The organism is Kingella oralis (genome assembly GCF_014054985.1).
Taxonomy (GTDB): domain Bacteria; phylum Pseudomonadota; class Gammaproteobacteria; order Burkholderiales; family Neisseriaceae; genus Kingella_B; species Kingella_B oralis.
In genome coordinates this window covers 951227-974370 of record NZ_CP059569.1, presented here as the reverse complement: position 1 = coordinate 974370, position 23144 = coordinate 951227, and the positions used below count along the sequence as shown (strand labels likewise).

29 protein-coding genes and 1 pseudogene are annotated in these 23144 nt (G+C 49.1%); 24 read left to right on the top strand and 6 right to left on the bottom strand.

What is annotated here, in order from left to right:
• Window positions 1-1042 precede the first annotated feature (1042 nt).
• The 6 genes and pseudogenes from H3L93_RS13480 to H3L93_RS05180 all read left to right on the top strand — a co-directional run.
• Window positions 1043-1754, top strand: a pseudogene (locus tag H3L93_RS13480) (hypothetical protein); the annotation flags it as partial.
• Between the two features lie 693 nt (window positions 1755-2447).
• Window positions 2448-2939: a calcium-binding protein gene (locus H3L93_RS13475; RefSeq protein ID WP_248618225.1), complete on the top strand. Its 492-nt coding sequence runs from the start codon at window positions 2448-2450 to the stop codon at window positions 2937-2939.
• Between the two features lie 273 nt (window positions 2940-3212).
• Window positions 3213-3356 carry a hypothetical protein gene (locus H3L93_RS05190; RefSeq protein ID WP_155803084.1) on the top strand — a complete coding sequence of 48 codons (144 nt, stop codon included), beginning with the start codon at window positions 3213-3215 and terminating at the stop codon, window positions 3354-3356.
• Complete coding sequence (locus tag H3L93_RS05185; protein ID WP_081446093.1) at window positions 3338-3805, top strand: ankyrin repeat domain-containing protein; 468 nt, start codon at window positions 3338-3340, stop codon at window positions 3803-3805. Before H3L93_RS05190 ends, H3L93_RS05185 begins: the two co-directional genes overlap by 19 nt.
• 252 nt (window positions 3806-4057) lie before the next feature.
• A complete protein-coding gene (locus tag H3L93_RS13000; protein WP_050755555.1) occupies window positions 4058-4285 on the top strand; it encodes a hypothetical protein in 228 nt (75 codons plus the stop codon).
• A gap of 63 nt (window positions 4286-4348) precedes the next feature.
• On the top strand, window positions 4349-5536 hold the full coding sequence (locus tag H3L93_RS05180; RefSeq protein ID WP_003795764.1) for an ABC transporter ATP-binding protein: 1188 nt from the start codon (window positions 4349-4351) through the stop codon (window positions 5534-5536).
• A gap of 154 nt (window positions 5537-5690) precedes the next feature.
• On the opposite strand, the gene H3L93_RS13310 is transcribed toward H3L93_RS05180, so the two are convergent.
• The 5 genes from H3L93_RS13310 to H3L93_RS05160 form a co-directional block, all read right to left on the bottom strand.
• Window positions 5691-5822, bottom strand: coding sequence for a hypothetical protein (locus H3L93_RS13310; protein WP_003795765.1), 132 nt, complete (start codon window positions 5820-5822; stop codon window positions 5691-5693).
• Between the two features lie 20 nt (window positions 5823-5842).
• Entirely contained in the window at window positions 5843-6178 is a 336-nt protein-coding gene (locus tag H3L93_RS05175) for a hypothetical protein (RefSeq protein ID WP_003795768.1), read from the bottom strand.
• Between the two features lie 169 nt (window positions 6179-6347).
• A complete protein-coding gene (locus H3L93_RS05170; RefSeq protein ID WP_003795770.1) occupies window positions 6348-6779 on the bottom strand; it encodes an ExbD/TolR family protein in 432 nt (143 codons plus the stop codon).
• A 4-nt stretch (window positions 6780-6783) separates the two neighbouring features.
• Entirely contained in the window at window positions 6784-7443 is a 660-nt protein-coding gene (locus H3L93_RS05165; protein WP_003795772.1) for a MotA/TolQ/ExbB proton channel family protein, read from the bottom strand.
• Between the two features lie 54 nt (window positions 7444-7497).
• Window positions 7498-8418, bottom strand: coding sequence for an energy transducer TonB (locus H3L93_RS05160; protein ID WP_246314004.1), 921 nt, complete (start codon window positions 8416-8418; stop codon window positions 7498-7500).
• A gap of 216 nt (window positions 8419-8634) precedes the next feature.
• Between H3L93_RS05160 and H3L93_RS05155 the strand changes: the two genes are divergently transcribed.
• The 15 genes from H3L93_RS05155 (at window position 8635) to H3L93_RS05085 (ending at window position 17854) form a co-directional block, all read left to right on the top strand.
• On the top strand, window positions 8635-9165 hold the full coding sequence (locus H3L93_RS05155) for an inorganic diphosphatase (RefSeq protein ID WP_003795778.1): 531 nt from the start codon (window positions 8635-8637) through the stop codon (window positions 9163-9165).
• Window positions 9166-9305: 140 nt separating this feature from the next.
• A complete protein-coding gene (gene dnaB / locus H3L93_RS05150) occupies window positions 9306-10712 on the top strand; it encodes a replicative DNA helicase (RefSeq protein WP_003795780.1) in 1407 nt (468 codons plus the stop codon).
• Between the two features lie 32 nt (window positions 10713-10744).
• Window positions 10745-11158, top strand: coding sequence for a GspH/FimT family pseudopilin (locus tag H3L93_RS05145; protein WP_003795782.1), 414 nt, complete (start codon window positions 10745-10747; stop codon window positions 11156-11158).
• 9 nt (window positions 11159-11167) lie between these two features.
• Window positions 11168-11821 carry an IS1595 family transposase gene (locus H3L93_RS05140; protein ID WP_003793959.1) on the top strand — a complete coding sequence of 218 codons (654 nt, stop codon included), beginning with the start codon at window positions 11168-11170 and terminating at the stop codon, window positions 11819-11821.
• 28 nt (window positions 11822-11849) lie between these two features.
• Window positions 11850-12176: a hypothetical protein gene (locus H3L93_RS05135; protein WP_155803130.1), complete on the top strand. Its 327-nt coding sequence runs from the start codon at window positions 11850-11852 to the stop codon at window positions 12174-12176.
• A 27-nt stretch (window positions 12177-12203) separates the two neighbouring features.
• Window positions 12204-12821 carry a type IV pilus modification protein PilV gene (pilV, locus tag H3L93_RS05130; protein ID WP_081446101.1) on the top strand — a complete coding sequence of 206 codons (618 nt, stop codon included), beginning with the start codon at window positions 12204-12206 and terminating at the stop codon, window positions 12819-12821.
• Window positions 12822-12837: 16 nt separating this feature from the next.
• Window positions 12838-13908, top strand: coding sequence for a PilW family protein (locus H3L93_RS05125; RefSeq protein ID WP_003796074.1), 1071 nt, complete (start codon window positions 12838-12840; stop codon window positions 13906-13908).
• A 24-nt stretch (window positions 13909-13932) separates the two neighbouring features.
• Window positions 13933-14550 carry a pilus assembly PilX family protein gene (locus tag H3L93_RS05120; protein WP_081446102.1) on the top strand — a complete coding sequence of 206 codons (618 nt, stop codon included), beginning with the start codon at window positions 13933-13935 and terminating at the stop codon, window positions 14548-14550.
• A gap of 14 nt (window positions 14551-14564) precedes the next feature.
• Window positions 14565-14987: a type IV pilin protein gene (locus H3L93_RS05115; RefSeq protein ID WP_003796080.1), complete on the top strand. Its 423-nt coding sequence runs from the start codon at window positions 14565-14567 to the stop codon at window positions 14985-14987.
• Between the two features lie 113 nt (window positions 14988-15100).
• Window positions 15101-15547, top strand: a complete 447-nt coding sequence (gene smpB / locus H3L93_RS05110) for an SsrA-binding protein SmpB (protein ID WP_003796084.1) — start codon at window positions 15101-15103, stop codon at window positions 15545-15547.
• Window positions 15547-16026: a 2-amino-4-hydroxy-6-hydroxymethyldihydropteridine diphosphokinase gene (gene folK / locus H3L93_RS05105; RefSeq protein ID WP_003796085.1), complete on the top strand. Its 480-nt coding sequence runs from the start codon at window positions 15547-15549 to the stop codon at window positions 16024-16026. Before smpB ends, folK begins: the two co-directional genes overlap by 1 nt.
• A gap of 67 nt (window positions 16027-16093) precedes the next feature.
• A complete protein-coding gene (locus H3L93_RS05100; protein ID WP_003796086.1) occupies window positions 16094-16420 on the top strand; it encodes a DUF2185 domain-containing protein in 327 nt (108 codons plus the stop codon).
• Between the two features lie 37 nt (window positions 16421-16457).
• Window positions 16458-16916: a 6,7-dimethyl-8-ribityllumazine synthase gene (ribH, locus tag H3L93_RS05095; protein WP_003796087.1), complete on the top strand. Its 459-nt coding sequence runs from the start codon at window positions 16458-16460 to the stop codon at window positions 16914-16916.
• A 62-nt stretch (window positions 16917-16978) separates the two neighbouring features.
• Window positions 16979-17416: a transcription antitermination factor NusB gene (nusB, locus tag H3L93_RS05090; protein ID WP_003796088.1), complete on the top strand. Its 438-nt coding sequence runs from the start codon at window positions 16979-16981 to the stop codon at window positions 17414-17416.
• An 87-nt stretch (window positions 17417-17503) separates the two neighbouring features.
• Entirely contained in the window at window positions 17504-17854 is a 351-nt protein-coding gene (locus tag H3L93_RS05085; RefSeq protein WP_040558618.1) for a hypothetical protein, read from the top strand.
• A 153-nt stretch (window positions 17855-18007) separates the two neighbouring features.
• Here H3L93_RS05085 and H3L93_RS05080 read toward each other — a convergent pair whose 3' ends face one another.
• Window positions 18008-19300 (bottom strand): malic enzyme-like NAD(P)-binding protein, encoded by a 1293-nt coding sequence (locus H3L93_RS05080; protein WP_003796090.1) that lies wholly within the window; start codon window positions 19298-19300, stop codon window positions 18008-18010.
• Between the two features lie 177 nt (window positions 19301-19477).
• On the opposite strand from H3L93_RS05080, the gene dut reads away from it, so the two are divergent.
• The 3 genes from dut (at window position 19478) to H3L93_RS05065 (ending at window position 23046) form a co-directional block, all read left to right on the top strand.
• Window positions 19478-19930, top strand: a complete 453-nt coding sequence (gene dut, locus H3L93_RS05075; protein WP_003796091.1) for a dUTP diphosphatase — start codon at window positions 19478-19480, stop codon at window positions 19928-19930.
• On the top strand, window positions 19930-20580 hold the full coding sequence (locus H3L93_RS05070) for a 5-formyltetrahydrofolate cyclo-ligase (RefSeq protein WP_003796092.1): 651 nt from the start codon (window positions 19930-19932) through the stop codon (window positions 20578-20580). The genes dut and H3L93_RS05070 overlap by 1 nt, the downstream gene beginning before the upstream one ends.
• 234 nt (window positions 20581-20814) lie before the next feature.
• On the top strand, window positions 20815-23046 hold the full coding sequence (locus tag H3L93_RS05065; protein WP_155803198.1) for a TonB-dependent siderophore receptor: 2232 nt from the start codon (window positions 20815-20817) through the stop codon (window positions 23044-23046).
• Window positions 23047-23144: the final 98 nt, after the last annotated feature.

Sequence of the window (23144 nt, the reverse complement as noted above, 5' to 3'; positions counted from 1 at the left end):
GCTTCCCTGCCCAATTATCTTAATTTAGGAGGGTTCTCCTTTTGAATTTGAGAAGTTTAATAGTATTTAACTATATCGTAAGAGTAAAAAAAATGGGTAGAAAATAAATATATTATAATAATACTTTATAAGTATGAAATAAATATGCTCAACTTAAAATAAAATTTTTTAGGTACGCAAAATGGGTTTTTTAATCGTAATGTTATGGATGATAATTTTCTTATTTTTGGCTGCTCATTTTTGTGCTTTATTGGAATGTTTATTTGTTAATTCGCGTTACCAAAGATACGAAAAATTTAAAAAAATGAAATTTTACAAAAAAATAGTATACTTTCCGATAGTCCATCCATTGCCTGGGCTTCTGTTTTATATAGTGCTTTGTTATTTTATTTATAAAATATTTATTTTTTCTATGCTGTTTTAATCTAACTTTTTATTCAGGAGATAAAATTATGGTAAATCAATGTGAACTAAGAAATAAGCAACAAGAAAATTTTAAACATTATACTAGTCTAGTAAACAAGACTCTTAGTGGTGTAGTGTTTGCTGCTGGTATTCTTGCAAAAAATATGCGCCAAATCCCAGTGGGACAATTGCTGCACTAGGTGCGCTTGGTGGTGCTGCAAATATAAGTACACAGACTATTTCTAGCGCTTTGGGAGCAATTGAAGGTAATGCAGCACCATTAGCAGGAGGAAGTCTTTCTTTTAGTCCTTCTACTTATGCCTTATTTGCAAGAGCAGCAGCTATTGTTGGTGTCTATGGAGTACTTGGAGGGGGTGTGGCTGTTTCTGCTTTTACAGGTGTTATGATTGCCATGCCTGCTTTGATTGGAGCTTTGGCGGCTAATGAATCTGCTCGCGATATTATTACAGATCCAGAGTTTTGGGATGATGTAAAAGATATTGGTTTTGGGGATGCATTAGCGAAACGTGGCGTTGATTTTGGTGATTTTGGTAGATGGATTTATGAAGGTATTTTTGATGGGAGAATTAGTGATCCTATTTTAAAAAAATGTGAACATAATGCTTATGGAAAAATTAATCGCAATGGCAAAGCTCACAAAACCGATCCTTTAATTCTAAACCTAGACAGCAAAGGTCTTGCGGTTCTAGCCGCATCTTCCACTTCCGCTCGTTTTGACCACAACAATGATGGTATTGCTACCGCCACAGGTTGGGCAGCAGTAGGCAATGACTTACTCGTTTTGGACCGTAACGGCAATGGCAAAATTGATGGTGGTAGCGAGCTATTTGGCGATAACACCACTTTATCCAACGGCGCAACAGCAGCGCATGGTTATGGCTGCCTTGGCAGATTTTGATAGCAACGGCGACCATGTAATTGATGCGCTAGATAGCATATTTAGTCAATTGCAAGTATGGCAAGACTTCAACCAAAACGGTTTAAGCGAAGAAAACGAACTCTTTACCATGCAAGCCTTGGGTATTCAATCTTTGAATTTAGATCATGTAGCAGAGTCAAAAGATTTGGGTAATGGCAATCGCTTAACCCATATTGGTAGTTACACCAAAACAGATGGTACAACAGGCGAAATGGGCGATGCTGTGTTTGCTGCAAACAACCTATATAGCCGCCACACCGAAACGGTTGAATTAACTGCCGAGCAAATGGTTGCGCCTAATTTGCAAGGCATCGGTCGTTTGCATGATTTACGCGAAGCTGCCGCCCTTTATTCTGAATTAGCAAATGCATTAAAAGCCTACGCTGCAGCCGATACCAAACAAGCGCAGCTTGCTTTATTGGCAGATTTAATTGCTAAATGGAGCGGAACTGATCCACAAAAAACTGATATTGCTAATTTCAACTTATCCAGCGAATTAGAAATTACTAGTGGCGAAGGTATTGCGCTGACACCATCACAAATTGCCGCATTAAAAAATGGGCTGGTATTGGATAGCGAAACCGCTGCTGAATTTCAGGCTGCTCGCCATAAAACTGCCATACTTGATGCCTTTACTGGTGAGCACTCCGAAACACTATATTTTGGCACACAAGCACAAGCTCGGCAGATTATTGACACCATAAATCAAACTTACGCGACATTGTCGCAAAATATCTATCGTGGTCTGTTATTCCAAACCCGTTTGCAACCCTATCTGAATGAGATCGGCTTCAAACTGGAAAATAACGAATTTAAACTGGATTTCAGCGGTGTTCAGGCTGCCTTTAAGCGTGTTCATGCTGAAAATCCCGAAAAAGCATTTGTAGATTTGAACGAATTTTTGGCTTATGGGTCAGAGGGGGTGAAACAATGGACAGAAAGCTCTGTGCTATGGGCAGAATTCTACGATGTTGCTGCCAATGAAAACCATATTGACAATTTACTCACAGCCGTTGGCGAAACCACGTTGAAAGATTTAGGCTGGAAACTAGGAACTGCTGCCGATGATAGTTTAAATGGTGATAGCAATAACAATATCCTAATGGGCTTATCAGGCAATCACAAACTTTATGGTAACAATGGCAGCGATACCTTAATCGGTGGTGCGGGTAATGATTATTTAGAGGGTGGTAACCAAGGGGATACCTATATCTTTGCCAAAGGTCATGGACAAGATACGGTTTACGATTACAGCTATGAAGCAGATGAAAATGATACGGTTCGTTTCACTGATGTTGCTTCAACTGAAGTGAAATTCCGTAAAAATGGCAGTAATCTAACTGTATATGGCTATAACAGTGATGATTCCGTTACCATTAAGGACTTCTTCTCTAGTAGTTATGCTCGGATTGAGCATTTTGAATTCCAAGACGGTATTCTTTCTAACCCTGATTTTGCTAGGTTCTCCCAAATGGCAAACAACTTAGGACAAGCAATGTCTGTATTTGGTGTTCAAGCAGTTAGTTCTGAAAATAGTAATGCACCTGCAGATTTATCAACCAAACCTATCTTAACCTTATCTCCATTAAGCTAAGATATTCTATTGGTATTTTATGAATTAAAAGCTAATTTTGATGATTCAAAATTAGCTTTTTTATACTTAATCAATTTATATAGTAATCCAAAATAAGAAATATAAGATGTTGCTACATCTTACCGTACTGTCTTTGGGGCATATATAAGGGACAAATTTACTGCCAAATTCCCCCGCAAGCCTTATCCTATAAACAAAACATAAAATGCACAGCCTCCCTCCCACGCCATTCAAGGCAGCCTGAAACCCACCCCAACCCACAAAGGACGCCCCATGCCCAAAAAGAAAACCACCCTCCCCAAAAACTTCCGCGAACTCTGCCAAGCAGGCGACCTTGCCGTCCTGCAAGCCATCTATGCCGACACCGACATCAACGCCACCGAGCGCGGCGGCGGAAAATGCACCCGCTGGCAATGAGCGACACCCCGCCCGCCTTCATGCAATGGCTGCTTGACCACGGCGCAGACGCCAATTTCTGCCGAGATGCCGACGACGACCCGCCGCTCTATCACCAAGTCCAAGCAGGCAACACCGAGCAAGCCGCCGTGCTGCTGCAAAACGGCGCAAACGCCAATTACGCCAACGAGTTCGGCAACACCATTCTCCATTTCGCCCGAACCGCGCCGCTGGTTAAACTCCTGCTGGCGCACGGCGCCAACCCCGCCGCCAAAAACCGGCGCGGGCAAACCCCGTTTGACAGCCTGTTGGATACCGCCCCGCTCTCTGACAGAATTGCCGACATGATTGCCTGCACCGAACTCTATTTGCAGGCAGGCATGACCATCACCGAACAGCAGCGCGAACAAGTAGCTGCCGTAGGTCGGGCATTTATGCCCGACAAACCCCGCCTTCAATGTCGGGCATAAATGTCCGACCTACAGGCTACCGCATGCACGGTAAAGCCACATTCCCTACCCATGTTCAGACTGCCGATGTTGCCCGAAAAAACCACCACAGGCAGCCTGAAAACGGATTTCCCCCTGCGGGGCAACGTCGGATTCAAGAATCCGACCTACATACATAAAGACACTACCGCACGAAACAGCTTTCAGACTGCCTCAAATGCCGTTGGAACACCCCAAAGGCAGCCTGAAAACCCCACCCAGAAGGAGCTTCCCATGAACCCCGTCCGCATTTACCGCACCATTCTCACCGCCGCCGGCGAACAGGCGGGGGTGCTCAAACGCTGTCTGCACGACAGCATCGCCGCCGCACTGTTGCAGGGCGCGGGGTTTGCCATGCTGCTGCCTGCCTTTCTGGCGCTGGGCGCGGGCAAAAACGGTCGTGCAGCGTTTTGGCTGGCGCTGCTTACCGTGCTGCTCGCGCTCTCCGCCCTGTTCCGCTAGCGCTCGCAGGATTATGATTACCAAGGCTACTGCGCCCGCGCGGGCGATGCGGCACGCCGCAAAATGGGCGAACACCTGCGCCGCATCCCGCTGCAAATCCTGTACCGCAAGCGCAGCGGCGAGCTGAACGCGCTGCTTGCGGGCACGATAGACGAAACCTACAACCACACCCTGATTGTCAGCAATATGCTGATTGCCGCCGTCTGCACGCCGCTGGCCACCGCGCTGCTGGCGATGCTGTGGGACTGGCGGCTCGGGCTGGCGCTGCTGTTCAGCTTTCCCCTGATTGTGCCCATCCAGCAGTGTACGCAGCCCTTCACCGAACGCGCCCGCGCCCGTTTGGCCGGCGCAAACGCGCGCCTGAACGCGGAACTGCTGGAATACAGCCAGGGGCTGCCCGTGCTCAAAGCTACCAACAGCACCGGCAGCCGCCTGCCGCGCCTGCAACAGGCGGTGGGCGAGGTGGAAACCATCCAGCGCGAAGCCCTGCTCGCCGAAGCCCTGCCCAATGCGCTACTCGGCATCACATTTGAAAACGTGCATTACCACTACGACGCCAACCCCGAACCCATCCTGCGCGGCGTCAGCCTGCACATCCCCGAACGCGCCCTCACCGCGCTGGTCGGGCACAGCGGCTGCGACAAAACCACCCTCATCCGCCTCATCATGCGCTACGCCGACCCGCAGCAGGGGCGCATCCTCATCGGCGGCAGCGACATCCGCGCCCTCACCCAAGAAGACCTGATGCGGCAGATTTCCGTCGTCTTCCAAGACGTTTACCTGTTTGACGACACCATCGTCAACAACATCCGCCTCGGCAAGGCAGACGCCACAGACGCAGAAATCGAAGCCGCCACCCGCACCGCCCGCTGCCACGACTTCATCATGGCGATGCCCGAAGGCTACCAAACCCGCGTGGGCGACATCGGCGGCAAACTCTCCGGCGGCGAAAAACAGCGCATCAGCATCGCCCGCGCCCTGCTGAAAAACGCGCCCATCATCATCTTGGATGAACCCACCGCCGCGCTCGACACCGAAAGCGAAGTCGCCGTGCAGCAGGCCATCGACGCGCTGGTGCAGGACAAAACCGTTATCGTCATCACCCACCGCCTCTCCACCATTAGCGGCGCACAGCAAATCATCGTGCTCTCCGGCGGGCAAGTCGCCGAAAGCGGCACGCACAGCGAACTGCTCGCCCAAAACGGCGTGTACCGCAGGCTCTGGCAGGCAGGCGGATGGGAGGAGGATTGAGTAGGCGCGGAACGGATACCGAGGCAGCCTGAAACGCAGTTTGGCAGGCGGAAAATGGGGGAAAATTAAGCGGGACGGATAAACGAAACACAAGGCAGCCTGAAATCCCGTTTTACCGTTTTCAGACTGCCTCTGCCGTGCCGGATTAATTGTTTTAGCGGTGCAACTCCGCTTCGCTCCGCACGCTGCCCATCGCGCAAACCATTAGGCAGCCTGAAACCTTGGCAAAACTTGTAACCAATGGATCGTCTTGCTCATAATCGGCAACGAACCGCCGCCATTCCATTTGAGATTTCAGGCTGCCCGCTATGCCGCCGCAAACGCCCCGATAAACGCCCCAATCCTTTCCGACTGCTGCGCGTCCAGCCAAACCTGCACCAACCCAACCCCGCTTTCGCGCTGCGCATCAGGCGTAAGCCACAGCGTGAGCAAATCATTGCGCGTATCCAAAAATACCGCTTCCAAGCCATTGGGCAAACGCACCATGCGGCTGCCCTCATCCAGCGCAAGCGTTAACCGCCCAAGCTCCAATTCCACAAAGCAACAATTCTGCATCAACGGCAGTGGGTCTTCGCTGAGCAGCACACGCAACGGCTGCCGACTCATCTGCATCCCGCCGCAAGCCAATTCAAAAACATCCATCGTCTCAATCCCAAGGCAGCCTGAAAATACATTCCCGTTTAAGCTCCACCCGTTTTCAGGCTGCCTATCGCGCAAACCAACGGGCCGCCTGCGTAGCGTAGCGGAATTGCGAAGCTAAAACCAAAAAACCGTGCCACAACAAAGTAACACGGTTTCTTTTCTATTCAATCTACTGCTTTGTGTTTTCCAAGCGAAAGCCCACCTTCGCAATCCCTGCGTCTTTCGCCGCTTCCAACACCTTGGCAACGTTCTCATACGGCGTATCTTTATCCGCATCAATCGCCAAAACCGCATCGGGATTGGTTTTCGCCAGCTCTTTCAGTTTTGCTTTTATCTCAATCAAATCTACTGGTGTAGTTGATTCCGCACCTAATACATATTTGCCTGCTGCATCTACCTGCAAGTTAATCGGCTTCACATCCTGCTTCGGCTCTTCTTTGCTGTTGCTCGTAGTGGGCAAATTGATTTGAATGGAGTGCGTTAAAACAGGCATCGTAATCATAAACACAATCAGCAGCACCAACATCACGTCCACCAAGGGCGTAACGTTAATATCGCTCATCGGCGCGTCTTCGCCGCCTTCGTTTACATTGAAAGCCATCGCCTCATTCCTTCTCGTTAATCAGTTGGACATGAAAATCATGGGCAAAACCATGCAGTTCGCGGCTCAAATTCTTATTGCCGCGCATAAACACGTTATACGCCAGCACCGCAGGAATCGCGGCAAACAAGCCCACTGCTGTCGCCACCAATGCTTCGCCAATCGGGCCGGCCACCGCCGCAATGCTCATCTGCCCGCTGTTGCTGATGTTAATCAGCGCATGGTAAATCCCCCACACCGTGCCCAGCAGCCCCACAAACGGCGCGGTTGAGCCAATGGTTGCCAACGCCATCATGCCGCCTTCAAAACGGCTCAAAATCTTGCCTATGCTATGGCGCATCTCGCGTTCCAAGTAAGCGTTGCGCGGCAAGCTCGCCGACAGCATGGAGCTTTGCGTGGCATGGAACTGCTGGTTCGCCCGAATCGCATCCAACGCCAAATCACTAATCGGCGCGTCAATTTGCTTGGCTTGCTGCTCCGCCTGCGCCAAATCTTTTGCCGCCCAAATCGCCTCGGCAGCCACGCGGTTGGCACGCCGCGCCGCGCGATAACGCACGCCGCGCAGCAAAATCAGCACCCAAGTTGTGATGCTCATGGCAATCAAACACAAAAACACACCAATCAAAACAGCATCGCCGCTTTTAAAAACCAATCCTAAATTCATTCGTTTACTTTCATAAAGTGATTAAAAAACATTTGTTTTCAGGCAGCCTGAAAACTATCTATCCAGCTTAAAGGTAAATTGCGTATTAAACTCCGTTGAAACGGGTTCGCCATCAATTTTCTTGGGCTGATAACTTGCCGACTGCGCCGCCCGCTTGCCCGCGTTATCCAATGCCGCCGAGCCGCTAGACTTCGTTACCTTCACATTCATAACCTTGCCTGCCGCGCTAACCAGCACCGAAAGTTTCACCACGCCCTCTTCTTCATGCTCCGCCGCAGAGCGCGGATAAGGCGGATTGGGCAGGCTGATATAGCCGCCATTGGCTATTGTGCTCGCGTGGTTGGCATTAGACGGCTTGGGCGCATCGCCTTTTTTGCCGCCGCCATCGCTGTTTTTATCCCCCGCTCCGTTTTGCGGCACCTTGCTGTTCGCAGACGAACCGCCGCCACCCATGCTGTCGGGCGCACGGTTAGCCGCGTCTTTATTCGCCGTTGCGCTGCTGTTGCTCGTGCCAGACGGATTAGCGTTGGCAGGCGGAGTAACGGCAGGCTTCGGATGTTCAACTCTTACCGGCTGCGGTTTTTCAACGGGTTTTTCAGGCTGCTTAACAGGCTCTGGCTTAGGCTCATGCTTCTGCGGCTTCACCACCTTTTCAGGCTGCCTGAAATCAGCAGGTTTATCATTGCGCACCACCGCCGCAACTTTCGGCTGCTCCGCCACCTTGGGCTTCGGTTCAGGTTTCGGCTCGGGCTTGGGTTCAACTTTGGGTTCGGGCTTGGGCTGTTCAACAGGCGGCTGAGGCTGGGGCGGCTCGGGTTGCTCCAAAGGTGCAGGCGCGCCATCGCCCAACGGTTTGTCATCGCCCGTAACCGAACCCAAATCCACAAATGCTATCGCATCTGCTTGTTCAGGCTCGGGCGATTTAAAACCGTTCCACGACAAAGCAATTACACCGGCGTGTAATAGCGTAACCAAACCAATTACCGCCGGCTTCAAAAAAGGATTATTTTTCATCATCGTCAAATTATAATGCAAACAATTAACATTTGACTAGCCAAAATGGCAACAAAAAATTACAAAACGCCCACAGGCAGCCTGAAAAAGCAACGCAGCTTAACCATTCTTTGCACAGCCCTACCCCATCGTTTATAATCAATCGCATTTCAACCCCACCCAACAAAGGAAAACCAAATGGCAGATTTCAACAAAATCTTAGACGCGGGCGACGTGGATAACGGCATCATCAACGTGGTTATTGAAATCCCCGAAGGCAGCGCGCACAAAATCGAATGGGACAGAAAAAACGCCGTGATGAAGCTAGACCGCGTAGAACCCCAAATCTTCGCCAAACCCACCAACTACGGTTTCATCCCCCAAACCTTAGACGAAGACGGCGATGAATTGGACGCGCTCATCATCACGCGCACCCCCCTGCCCACAGGCATCTATATGGAAGCGCGCGTAATCGGCGTAATGAAATTTGTGGACGACGGCGAAGTGGACGACAAAATCGTTGTTGTACCCGCAGACGACCGCGACACAGGCAACGCCATCCAAACCCTAACCGACCTGCCCGCGCAACTCATCAAGCAAATTGAATTTCACTTCAACCACTACAAAGACCTGAAAAAAGCAGGCACAACCAAAGTGGAACACTGGGGCGACATCGAAGAAGCCAAGCAAGTTATCCGCGAATCGCAAGAACGCTGGAAAAAACAATAAAACCATTTTCAGGCTGCCTAATACACGCTTTGATAGGCAGCCTGAAAACCAATATTCACATTTCAAATCAAATTTCTAGCAACACACGCAACATCAAAACCATTTAACAAAGTGCCAAAAAACGTTAGTTTTATTTAACCATGCCAGAAACCCCCATCCCAGATAACGACACAGAAGTCCGCAACATCGCCCTCCCGCCCCATTCCATAGAAGCCGAACAATCCCTGTTGGGCGGCTTGATGCTTGAAAACAGTGCCTACGACCGCATCGCCGACATCCTCGCCGAAAACGACTTCTACCGCCACGAACACAAACTCATCTACCGCGCCATCTCAACGCTGATTAACGAAAGCCGCCCCGCCGACATCGTTACCGTGCAAGAAGCATTAGAGCGCAACGACCAGCTCACCCACGCAGGCGGGTTTGACTATCTGCTTACGCTTGCGCAAAGCACCCCATCCGCTGCCAACATCCGTCGCTACGCCGAAATTGTCCGCGAACGCTCCATTATCCGCCAGCTTGCCGAGACTGGAACAGAAATTGCTAGAAATGCCTATAATCCGCAAGGAAAAAGCGCGGAACAACTGCTAGACGAAGCCGAAAATCAAGTCTTCCAAATCGCCGAAAGCACAGCAAAATCCAAACAAGGCTTCCTAGAAATGCCTGATTTGTTACAACAAAACATTGAACGCATTGACATGCTGTACCAACGCGATAACCCCGATGAAGTAACAGGCATCGCCACAGGTTTTACCGATTTGGACAGAATGACATCAGGCTTGCAAGCAGGCGATTTAGTTATCGTGGCAGGGCGACCTTCAATGGGTAAGACCGCATTTGCCATCAACATCGCCGAATACGTTGCCATTAGCGGGAAACGCCCTGTCGCTGTATTTTCAATGGAAATGGGTGGTACACAACTGGTAATGCGTATGTTAAGTTCCGTAGGGCGGCTAGATCAAAGCGTTTTAAAAAACGGCAACCTGAAAGACGAGCATTGGGAACGATTAAACGAAGCCGTCGCCAAACTAACTGATGCGCCTATCTTTATTGATGAAACCGCAGGATTAAGCGCATTAGAACTACGCGCCCGCGCAAGGCGGCTCGCTAGGCGATTCAAAAACCAATTAGGCTTAATTGTTATTGACTATCTGCAACTGATGTCAGGCTCGGGGCGCAGCGATAATCGCGCATCAGAATTAGGCGAAATTTCACGCTCGCTCAAAGCACTCGCCAAAGAATTACAAGTTCCCGTTATCGCGTTATCGCAATTATCGCGAACCGTAGAACAACGCACAGATAAACGCCCCATGATGTCGGATTTACGCGAATCGGGTGCGATTGAACAAGATGCTGATTTAATTATGTTTATGTTCCGCGACGAGTATTACACCAAAGAACAAAGCCAATTTAAAGGGCTGGCAGAATGCATTATCGGTAAACATCGCAACGGACCAACAGGGCGTATATTTCTAACCTTTATGGGACAATTTACTCGTTTTGAAAATGCCGCCTACATCCCAGAATCAGCAAGCAACACAGAATAATTGATTAACCATCCTTAATTTGAGTTAAAACTATGCCACACGATAAAAGAGTACAAGGATTTACCCTGTTAGAACTAATGGTTACCGTTGCCATTATGGCAATCATGGCAGCTATTGCTTTTCCTAGTATGCGCGATTTTGTTTCCAACTCGCGCTTGGTAAATCGTTCAGAGCAAATTGCTAATGCGTTCCGCTTTGCAAGAACTGAGGCTGTTCGCATGAATACTCCCGTTTTGCTATGTGGTGTTCTGATTAGAAAAGATGGTCGGAATACTGGTGTTTGCGATGAAACAAAAATCAGCGATGGTATTTTGATTTTTGCGGATGAAAATAGAGACGGTAAATATGATGCCACAGAAGATTCTGCATTAAGAACTGTTACATTAAATGGTCCCAATATCTCAGCAAATAATAAGGGGGCTGTACTAGATAAGCAGTCATGTTAGACTGCAAAAATGAAGATAACCCATTGTAAACTAAAAAAGAGTATACGAAAAAAGTTGCTCCAATTTTTTGTACTTGAAGTAACCGCCCGTTCGGCTGCTGATTTGTTGGGCATTCACCCCAATTCAGCAGCACTGTTCTACCGCAAAATCCGCGAAGTCATCAGCTACTATCTTTCATTGGAAGCCAATACAGTTTTTGATGGTACGGTTGAGCTAGATGAGAGTTACTTCGGCGGACATCGCAAAGGCAAACGCGGACGCGGAGCAGCAGGAAAAGTAGCTGTCTTTGGTATTCTTAAGCGTGGTGGTAAAGTTTATACCGTAGTAGTGAAGAATGCCAAAAGAGAAACCTTAATGCCTGTTATCACAAAGAAAATCATGCCTGATAGTATTGTTTATACCGATTGTTTGAGCAGCTATGATGTGTTGGATGTAAGTGGTTTTACCCACCACCGTATTAACCACAGCAAACTGTTTGCTGACAAACAAAACCACATCAACGGCATTGAAAATTTTTGGAATCAGGCGAAACGTGTTCTGCGTAAATACAATGGAATTGACCGTAAATCTTTCCCATTATTCTTGAAAGAATGCGAGTTTCGTTTTAACTTTGGCACACCGTCTGAACAGCTTAAAGTGCTGCGCAGATGGTGTGGTATTTAGGGCTTATCTAGTACAGCCCCATAATAAGATGAGCGTCAAAACTGAAATTTGCGATCTTGCAGGTACTGTTTGTAGTGCATCACCATCCAATATGTTTGTTTTTTTACCTAATGGTTCATTTGGTTATAGAAAAACAGCAGCTTCTTCATCTCCTGCAAGTAATTATGCGGGTTTTGTTAATCAATACGAATTTGGCTCGAAATATGTTCGTTTAGCCGTTAAAGATGCAAGTAGAACCAATTCTCCCGTTAGATATGCATTAATTACGCCAATGGGTAATACAAGCACATGTGGTTCTTCTGCTTCTGCAAAAGATGCACTCTCGGGTGATTTAGTTAAATTCTGCACTAAATAGAAATTTTATTTTTCTTGGATTTAGACCATGATTTCAAAAAAAATGTACACTCCAGCTTTCGCAAAAAAGAAAAACATTCAGGGCTCAACACTTGTTGAAGTAATTGTTTCTGTTATTTTACTAACTTTAGGTTTGTTGGCACTTATGGCAACCCAGTTACGTTCGGTTTCTGGATTAACTGAAGCTGAAAATAAGAGTTTAGTTTCACAAAGCACAGAAGCATTAGCAGAATCTATGCTAATGAATGGGACTTTAGTCAAAACATCAAGCGGAAATTACTATCATAGTTATGCATCTTATCTTACTCCACCAGTACCAATTACTGGAAATATTACCCCATTTTCACCAACAACCAATACCGAATATACAAAAGCATCAATAGCAGATGAATATAAAAAACAATTTGAGTCTGAATTGTATGAAAATCTTATTAAACCAGAGTCCTCTACAGTATCTTCTGTTATCTATACAATTTGTTTAGATAAAGAAAAACCTGAGCAACCTACTTTAGATAGTTCAGGAAAAAATATGATTACTAATTGTCAATCTGGTGGCACTTATACTACTATTAAAGTAGTTTGGCGTTCTAAAAGCACAAAAGATCGTTTCAATGATTATAGCTATGTATTACGAGTAGCAAACTAAGTAAAAAGGTTTTAACATGAAAACAACACAAAATAATTCATTTTTGTCTTCTCGTAAAAATTCAGGTTTTACTTTGATAGAATTTTTAGTTGCTAGTGCATTGGCAATGATTGTAATTAGTGCGGCTGGTAGCACTTATTTTATCACACGCAAACTCAGCAATAGCGCACAAAAACGCCTAGATACACAACAGAATTTACGTAATGCAGCTTCAAGCATTACACGTGATGCACGTAATACGGGCTCGTTTGGTTGTTATAGTTCTGCAATTAGCGGTAATAAATTTGATTTTAATGATTTTGCTGATGCAGAAAAAAGACTTATTGCTATTACAGATAATGCTGATGGTAGTGGTCAGTATAGCGGGTTTGGTATAAAAGTTTTAGAAGCAGGTACTGATTTCGCAGGAGCAGGCATTAATACAACGGGGTTATCCAATATAAAAGGTGGTGTTCTTTTCATTTATGGTAAAGATTCAGCTGGCGTTGCTATTAACAATGCAACCAATACTACGAAAATTTCTGACGCACAACTGCCTGAATTAAATCAAACTATTGCAGCAAATTCTGCAAGAGCAAAAAACACACTTGTATTAAGTAGTTGTTCTTATGCGTTCGCAACACATGCAACAAATCAAAATCCTCCAAACTTTGACTTAGATAATCAGTCTGGTAAGGCTGCTAATCTAGGCACAAATAAAGGGGAATTTACATTAAGTAAACTATATGCTGCTGCATATCTTGTTGCAACGATCAATAATGTACCAAGTTTATTACGTTATGATTTAAATGCTGAAGGGAAATGGCAAGGACCTCAATTGTTAGTTCAAAATGTAACAGATATTAAATCACAGTTTATCTATGTAAAAGACTGTAAAAATTATTCTACTAATATCAATGATCATAATAAGGAGAAATTTGTTTTTACAGACAATGCATTAACTACCGATGGAAAACTAAAAGGTTTACCTGCTGGATTAAGATTAACGCTTAGCTATAGATATCCCAATGCAACAAGTGATACCCCATATATTATTAATGCAACCATTCGTGCAGGTAATGTATGTTCTAAAATCTTTCCTGTATAACAGAATATTAATTTAGGAGCAAACATGAAGAACAGATATAATCAAGGTGGCTTTTCCTTGTTCATTGTTATGGTAATTATGTTGGTTATTGCATTGCTGGTTATTGCAACAAGCCAATCATCAAATACTGAAATGCGAATGAGTACAAATGAAGCAGATAGAAAATATGCTGTTTCTCTTGCTGAGCAAGGTTTGCTAGATGCTGAAGCCATTATTAAAAACTGGGCAAATTCAGCTAATCAAACAGCAAGACCTAACCTTGTTTTTAAATCAGATTGTGCCGATGGTTTGTGCGCACCTGAAAAAGATACTTATGTAGATAACCAAGATGTACTATTTAAATATGATTCTAAAGGTACACAATCTACAATTCCCGCTTGGGAACGGTGTCAGTCAAATACAAATACGAGATGCGAAATCAATAAAGGATCGGTGCTAGATAAAAGTTGTAATAAAGCTCCTATAACTTGCAAGGCAATCTCAGGTACTGATACACGCTATGTTATTGAATATTTAGGTAATAAAACAGATGCAAAATTAGGCAATGTGGATTACTTCCGTGTAACGTCGCGTGCTCATGGTAACAATAAAGATACGGTTGTTACGCTACAGACCTATCTTGAATTATTAAATAAAAAATAAAAGGTAGCCTGAATATGAATAATAGAGTCTTTGGGTATACTCTTCTTGAACTGATGGTTGTAATTGCTATTTTGGCGATAATTGCTGCCTTTGCACTACCTGCATATCAAAATTATATAGAGAAAGCAAACTTAGCAGAAGCTAAACAGCAAATGCTTTCATTTCGCCAATCGATAGAAGCGCAAAAGCTGGTTAATCCTCGTGCAAGTTTGGCAGATATTCTTGCTGATACAACGAATGTTCCTGCGCTGAATGACACGCAAAAATATACTTTTTCTCGTATGGTGGAGAATAAGAAAATGTATTTGCAAGCAGTTCCCAAAACCAGTGGGCACAAATACGGAATTTGGATTGACAGTGATAGCTCTGTTTACCGTTGTAAAGGCTTAACAGGCAGCGCAACGGCAACCAAACCAAGCAATTGCGAAGCGTTTTAATTATTCAATCAACAAGCTGATATGCAATTATCAGCTTGTTTTATTTTATACTCTCCGCCGAAAATCTTGTTTTCTGCTAAAATTGCACGATTATTGAATTAGGAAAATTATTTATGTCTATTGCCAACAATCGCAAAGCATTTCACGATTATTTTATTGAAGAACAAATTGAAGCGGGTTTGGTGTTGGAAGGCTGGGAAGTGAAAGCCATTCGCGCGGGGCGTGTGCAGCTCAAAGAAAGTTATATTTATTGGAAACGCGATGCGTTTTACTTGGTTGGCTGCCACATTACTCCGCTGCCAACCGCTTCTACACACGTTAAACCTGATCCTGTTCGTCCGCGAAAATTGTTGTTGAATCAGCGAGAAATCAACAAGCTAATCGGCAAAACCGAGCGGGCGGGCTACACCATCGTGCCACTTAATTTACATTTTCTGCGCGGGCGCATCAAAGCGGAAATTGGTTTGGCAAAAGGCAAAAAACTGCACGACAAACGCGAATCATCCAAAGAAGCGGATTGGAAGCGCGAGAAACAACGTTTAATGAAACAGAGTCGCTGATGAATACCGCTGTTATCGCCTTTGGCAGTAATTTAGAAAATCCCATTGCGCAGGTACAAAATGCGCTGGCTGCGGTGGCGGCATTGCCACAAATAGGCAGCCTGAAAACCTCTTCGCTGTATCGCACCACGCCTATTGGTTATGCCGATCAGCCCGATTTTATTAACGCGGTTGCGCTTGTGGAAACAAGTTATTCTGCGATGGAACTTTTGCAGCAGTTGCAGCAAATTGAGCAGCAGTTCGGGCGGCAGCGTAGTTTTCGCAATGCGCCGCGCACGTTGGATTTGGACATTATTGACTATACGCAAACCATCAGCAATGCGCCTGAATTGCAGCTTCCGCATCCCCGTGCGCACGAGCGCGGTTTTGTGATGCTGCCCTTGGCGGAAATCGCGCCCGATTATCCAATTGCCCATTTTGGCACGGCGCAACAGCTTGCCACAAAATTGGGCAGCGCGGGCATTGAAAAGATTGCCTAATCCATTTTCAGGCTGCCTCAAAGCAGAATAAGCGCGTATAATCCGCGCTTTTTTTACCGTACTCAACATGAATAATCCCTTTGCCCAAGCCCTTTCCAACGCTTTAAGCTATGCCATCGTGAGCAAGCAAGTTAGCCAACAGCATGAAATGATTGGCTTTTTGTATCGCGAAGCGGCAGCGTTTGAACACGACAGCGGCTGGCGTTTTTTCAGCGGCTCGGAAGACGATGCTTATGCCAACGATTCGGCGAACTACGAAACCTTGCCATTGAGCCAAATTCTAACCGCGCATCCTGAAATTGCGCCGCTGATGCAACAAAACGCGGGCGCGTGGGAATGGGATGATGCCAGCGAAAGCTACACCCCCGTTACCGATTGGCAGCCGCAAGCATGATTTTCAGGCTGCCTATTTTGACTAAGAAGGAAAACACATGAAAACAATCGCTCCTAATCTGAATGGACAAGGTCTCAAAATTGGCATCGTGCAAGCGCGTTTCACAAACGAAGTGGGCAGCGCGATGGTGGATGTGGCTCGCAAAAAATTGCTGGAACTGGGCGTGGCAGATGATGACATCACACTGGCGACTGTGCCCGGTGCGCTGGAAGTGCCGCTGGTGCTGCAAAACATGGCGGCAAGCGAATCGTATGACGCGCTGATTGCCATCGGTGCGGTTATTCGCGGCGAAACGTATCATTTTGAACTGGTTGCCAACGAATCGGGCGCGGGTGTGTCGCGCGTGGGCTTGGATTTTAATGTGCCGATTGCCAACGCAATTTTAACCACAGAAAACGATGAGCAAGCGCACGCGCGGATTCAAGAAAAAGCCAGCGACGCGGCGATTGTGGCGGTGGAATTGGCCAATTTGTTAAACGATTTGGATGAAGAATAATTTTCAGGCTGCCTGAAAGCGAGTTTACGAGCTTCTGCGAAGCCAAAACGGAAAGGACGATTATGCGAGTTTCTCCCCGCCGCCGCGCGCGCGAATTTGCCGTGCAAGCCCTGTATCAAGTGGCGTTGAACAAAATCCCCGCGCCCGAGGTGGCGCAACATATCCGCGAAAGCAACGATTACCGCCATGCGGACGGCGAATTGTTTACCGCGATTTTTTTTGGCGCGCACAACAATCAGCGCGAATATATGCAAATCATCCGCCCCTTGCTGGATCGCGATGAGAATTTAATTAACCCGATTGAGCGCAGCGTGCTGCTGGTGGCGGTGCATGAACTAAAAGCCATGCCCGAAACGCCCTACCCCGTGATTATCAACGAGGCGATTGAAGTAACCAAAACCTTTGGCGGCACAGATAGCCATAAATTTATTAACGGTATTTTGGATAAATTGGTGGCGCAGCTTCGCCCCAACGACCCGAAACGGCGTGAGGCAGCCTGAAACGCCGTTCGGCGTAGCTAGCGGGCAAGGCTCACGGCATCCGAAAAATCATTTTCAGGCTGCCTTATCCGGCAGAAAGGAATGTCTATGAAACAATCATCGCTTGCGCTGCCGCTGTTTTTGATTATCGCGGGCGCGTTGTGGCTGCTCAAAAGCATGGATTTATTTCCCAGCACGGCGAACATCGTCGCCTTTGCGCTGTTTGCATCGGGCGTGTTGGTGTTCGCGTTGGACGGGTTTAACAAGCAGACTGTTGTGTCTGCGCCGTTGCTGATGTATATCGGCGGCGTGTTGTATTTGGTGAACGAATACGAATACGCGACTGCGCCGTTTATCGCGCTGGGCATGGTGTTTTCAGGCTGCCTGATGCTGCTGGCGCGCAGTAATGCCGTTCCGCATAAACGCTCGGCAGGCTCTGGGCAAAACCATCAACCATAATGCGGTTAAACCCGTTTCAGGCTGCCTGAAACGGGTTTTGTTTTGCGGATAATGCCATGCAACCGCATGCCATCGCCCCCTGCTCTGCCCGATATAAAAAGGCAGCCTGAAACGCCTATTCCCGTTTTCAGGCTGCCTTGATGTTTAGCAAAATCAATCGGCGCTTATTTTTTCCAAGCTCGCCGCGTATGCCGCCAAGTCGGCAATCGGACGCGCTGCCACGCCGCTTTCTGCCGCCGCTTTGGCAACCGCAGGCGCGATGCGTGAAATCAAGCGTGGGTCAAACGGCGTGGGAATCAGGTATTCCGCGCCGAAAGTGAAATCGCGGTTTTCGTATGCCGCGTGTACCGCTTCGGGCACGGGCTCGTGCGCCAAATCGGCAATGGCATACACCGCCGCCTTTTTCATCGCTTCGTTGATTTCGCTTGCGCCGCAGTCTAACGCGCCGCGGAACAAGAATGGGAAGCACAATACATTGTTGATTTGATTAGGATAATCGGAACGCCCTGTGCCAATCACCACATCGGCGCGCGCTTCTTTGGCAACGGGTGGTTTGATTTCGGGGTTGGGGTTCGCCATCGCAAACACGATGGGTTTATCCGCCATTGTTTTCAGCATTTCGGGCGTGAGCAAATCGGCGCCCGACAGCCCTAAGAAAATATCTTTGCCCACCACGGCATCTGCCAAAGTGCGCTGTCCGTTGTCGGCAATCGCGTAATGCACTTTGGTGGCATCCATGCGCTCGCGGTCTTCGCGCGTTTGGTAGATCACGCCTTTGCTGTCGCACAGGGTAACGTTTTCGCGTTTCAGCCCCAGCGACACCAGCAAATTGGTGCAGGCAATCGCCGCCGCGCCCGCGCCCGAAACCACAAGGCTCACGTCTTCCAGTTTTTTGCCCACCACGCGCAAGCCGTTGATGGCGGCGGCGGCGGTGATAATCGCCGTGCCGTGTTGGTCGTCGTGGAACACGGGGATATGGCAGCGCTCTTTCAATTTTTGCTCAATATAAAAGCATTCGGGCGCTTTGATGTCTTCCAAATTGATGCCGCCGAAGGTGGGTTCCAGCGCGGCGATGATGTCCACCAGCTTGTCGGGGTCTTGCTCGTTGATTTCAATGTCAAACACATCAATGCCCGCGAATTTTTTGAACAGCACGCCCTTGCCTTCCATCACGGGTTTGCTCGCTTGCGCGCCGATGTTGCCCAAGCCCAGCACCGCCGTGCCGTTGGAAATTACCGCCACCAAATTGCCTTTGGCAGTGTATTTGTAGGCATCGGCAGGGTTGGCGTGGATTTCCATGCACGGCGCGGCAACGCCAGGGGAATACGCCAATGCCAAATCTTGTTGCGTTGCCAATGATTTGGTTGGCGTTACGCTCACTTTGCCGGGAACGGGAAATTGGTGAAACGCCAATGCGGCTTGTTTCAATTTTTCATCTATTTTCATGATGTGTGCCTTTGCAGACGGTTAGAGAAATCTGTTTGGTTTACATTTGCCTAACAGAACATGGGGAAAAATTTACGGTATCATAACAGCTTTTCAGGCAGCCTGAAAACCGCAACGGCATCCCGCCTCAACGCGCCTTTTCAGGCTGCCTCAACGCGCCAAACAAGGAAACGCCGCATGAACCCCACTATCCGACTCAAAATCCTCAACCCCAAAATCGCCGAGCATCTGCCCCAATACGCCACATCGGGCAGCGCGGGGCTGGACCTGCGCGCCTGCATCGACGCGCCGCAAACCATTCGCGCAGGCGAAACCGCGCTCATCCCCACCGGCATCGCCATCCACATCGCCAACCCCAACCTCGCCGCCACCATCCTGCCGCGCTCGGGGCTGGGGCACAAACACGGCATCGTGCTGGGCAATCTAGTCGGCTTAATCGATTCCGACTACCAAGGCGAGCTGATGGTGTCGCTGTGGAACAGAAGCCCAGCCGATTTCACCATCGCCCCGCTAGACCGCATCGCGCAGATGGTCATCGTGCCCGTGGTGCAGGCGCAGTTTGAAATTGTGGACGACTTCGCCGGCAGCGAGCGCGGCGCAGGCGGCTTTGGCAGCACGGGGCGTAGCTGATGAACGCCCTGTTTCGGCAGCCTGAAAACCTATCGCCGCAAGCGGGCAAGCGTGAAATCCGCCACGAACTGCGCCTTGCCCGCAAAAGGCAGCCTGAAAACGTCCGTCGCGCCGCCGAACGCCGCATCAACCGCGAGCTCAAACGCTTTATCAAACGCGGCAAACGCATCGCCGTGTATTGGGCAATCGGCAGCGAACTGCGGCTGGACGACTTTGCCAGCGCTGCTCAACAACGCGGCGCGCAAGTCTATCTGCCCTACATCGCCCCACGCAGCCTGAAACTCTGGTTCACGCCCCATCCTGTTATGCGATTAGGCAGCCTGAAAACGAAGAAAACCGTCCGCCCCGAACGCACCCGCCGCCGCAGCCAAATCCAAGTCCCCCAGTTTCGCGGCGACAAAATCCGCGCCAAATCGTTGCACATCATGGTGCTGCCCATCGTCGGCATCGATGCGCGCGGCTACCGCCTGGGGCAAGGCGGCGGCTACTACGACTGCACGCTCGCCGCCACCCCGCGCAGCCTGTGCCCGCAAACCGTCGCCGCAGGATTCGCCTGCCAAAGCCTGCCCCAACTGCCCACGCAACGCCACGATATTCGCGTGCAGTATTTTGCCAGCGAGCGCGGCGTGTGGCGGTTTAAGGCAGCCTGAAAACCGAGCAAAGGCGTTTTCAGGCTGCCTATATTGTCCTGCAACCATCCACCAAACGCCGCCGCACAACAAATAAAACTAATTTGCATTACCGCCTTGTACTTCTGCTATAATCCGCGCGCTTTCTAACCAACCTTAACAAATCCAATCATGAAATTAAACAAAATCACACTCGCCCTGCTCGGCTTGGGTTTCGCCCAATTCGCCATCGCCGACAACGGCGACAACAGCGCCATGCAGCCTGAAACCGCCGCGCAGTCCGAAGCCGGCGCAGCGCAAACGCAAACCCTGCAAAACGTAACCGTTAAAGCCGACCGCAAAACGGTGCACGCCGCGCGCTCGTATTCCATCGCCAGCGACGGCGATATGCGCGACCGCGTGAACCTGAGCCTGCTCGGTCGCGCCAACGCCTTCACCGCGCCGATTAGCGTGGTCAATTACGACGAAAAAATGCTCAACAACAAACAAGCCCGCACGCTCACCGACGCGATTGCCAGCACCGACGCTTCGGTGATGGCATTTGGCGGCGAAAGCAACACGCTAACAGGCTTGTATTTCCGCGGCTTCCAATTAGACGCGCGCCAATTCAGCGTAAACGGCTTGGCGGGGATGTATGGCACGCAAGGCACGGCGAATGTGCACGTTGGCTCGGCACAGCTGATTAAAGGCGCATCTACCGCCGTAACTGGCATGGACCCCGAAGGCGCGGTTTCAGGCGCATTGAACATTGAAACCAAAAAAGCCAGCGACGAAGGCAACCGCAAAGTGGGCTTGGCATGGTTCAGCAACAACCGCTTGCAAACCACCGCCGACATCGGGCAGCGCTTTGGCGATAGCAAACAATTCGGCATCCGCGCCAACGCCAAACTGCGCCACGGCGACACCCCGCGCGACGGCTACAAAGAAGACGACAAAGAATTCGCCCTGAACGCCGATTACCGCGGCGAAAAATTGCGCGTGGCATTGGATACAGTGTACGCCAAACGCAAAACCAACGGCGGCCGCGCCCGTATGCAAGACATTCAAAACGCCGCAGGCAAGCTGTATGGCGCGCCCGATGGCAAAACCAACCTGCTGCCCTCGTGGAACTGGCAAAACACCGTGGGGCAAACCCACATGCTGACGTTTGAATACGACACCGACCACAGCTTCCAAATCACAGGCGGCATCGGCTACAACAAAGCGCGTTACTACGGCACGCTGATTTCCCCCACCGTTTGCCGCACTGCCACCGCCACGTGCAACACCGCCAACCAATACACCACAGGCACCGCTCGCCTAACCGACCAATATTTCCGCACATTGAGCATGAATTTATCGGCGCGTGGCGAGTTTTACACCGGCCCCGTTTCGCACAATTGGAGCACCGCGTTTGACCGCATTATCCGCCAACGCGCCACCTATCGCGGCACCGCAGCGGGTAGAAGCACCGCCACCATTTACCCCGAGCGTGGCAATATCGCAGGGCAATTAGCAGCGTTTAAACCCGATTACCCCAATACTTGGGAAAATTCTGCCAACTTAGACGCGCGCATTAAAGTGAACAGCTTGGCGTTGTCCGACACGCTGGGTTTCTTGGATAACACATTGCGCCTCACCGTGGGCGGGCGTTTACAACACGTTGAATACACGGATAAAAAAGCCAACGAAACAGGTAAATCGCACCGCATCAGCCCCATGCTGATGGCGGCATGGTTGCCCTCGCCCGATTTGGTGGTGTATGGCAACTATATGCAAGACCTTGAACCTGCCGACATCAAAACCGACGACGACGGCAACACCACCATGGCAAAACCGCGCGTAAGCCGTCAATTTGAATTGGGCGTGCGCAAAAACTGGGGCGATGTGGTAACCACTTTGAGCCTGTTCCAAATCAAACGCCCTGGCTACTGGCGCGGCCAAACCAACGCCAACGGCCGCTTAACTTATGGCAACAAATCCGATTTTGCCAAATACAAAGCCAAAGGCGGCGCGGCAGGCGATGAGCAAGGCACAGAGCGCAATCGCGGTATTGAATTTAACGTGTACGGCAATTTGCTGAACAAAACGCTGCGCCCCAGCTTCGGCCTGATGTATTTGCGCGCCGATTTGAAAAACTATCCCAACTCGCGCGACATGCTGATTAACGGCGTGCAGGTTGCCAGCCCGCGCGTGATTGCCAAGGCGGGCATCGAATGGGATACACCGTTTGTGCAAGGGCTCACGCTGAACGCCAACGTGCAGTATTACGGCAAATCGTACCAAGACACGCAGAAAAAATACGCTTTCCCAAGCTACACGCTGGTGGATGTCGGCGCGCGCTATGCCAAAAAATTCGGCGAGCGCAACACGCTTACCGTGAGCGGCGCGGTGGAAAACCTGTTCAACCGAAATTACTGGCAAGTGCAACGCGGGCAATACGACCGCAGCTTCGCCGTGGTTGGCATGCCGCGCACGTTCTGGTTGAAAGCGGATTATTCGTTCTGATGAACGCCTTGCGCGCATAAATAGGCAGCCTGAAAACCGTTTCAGGCTGCCTTTCGGTATCTTTATTGAGAACCTGTAACCGATGGAGCGTCGGCGGC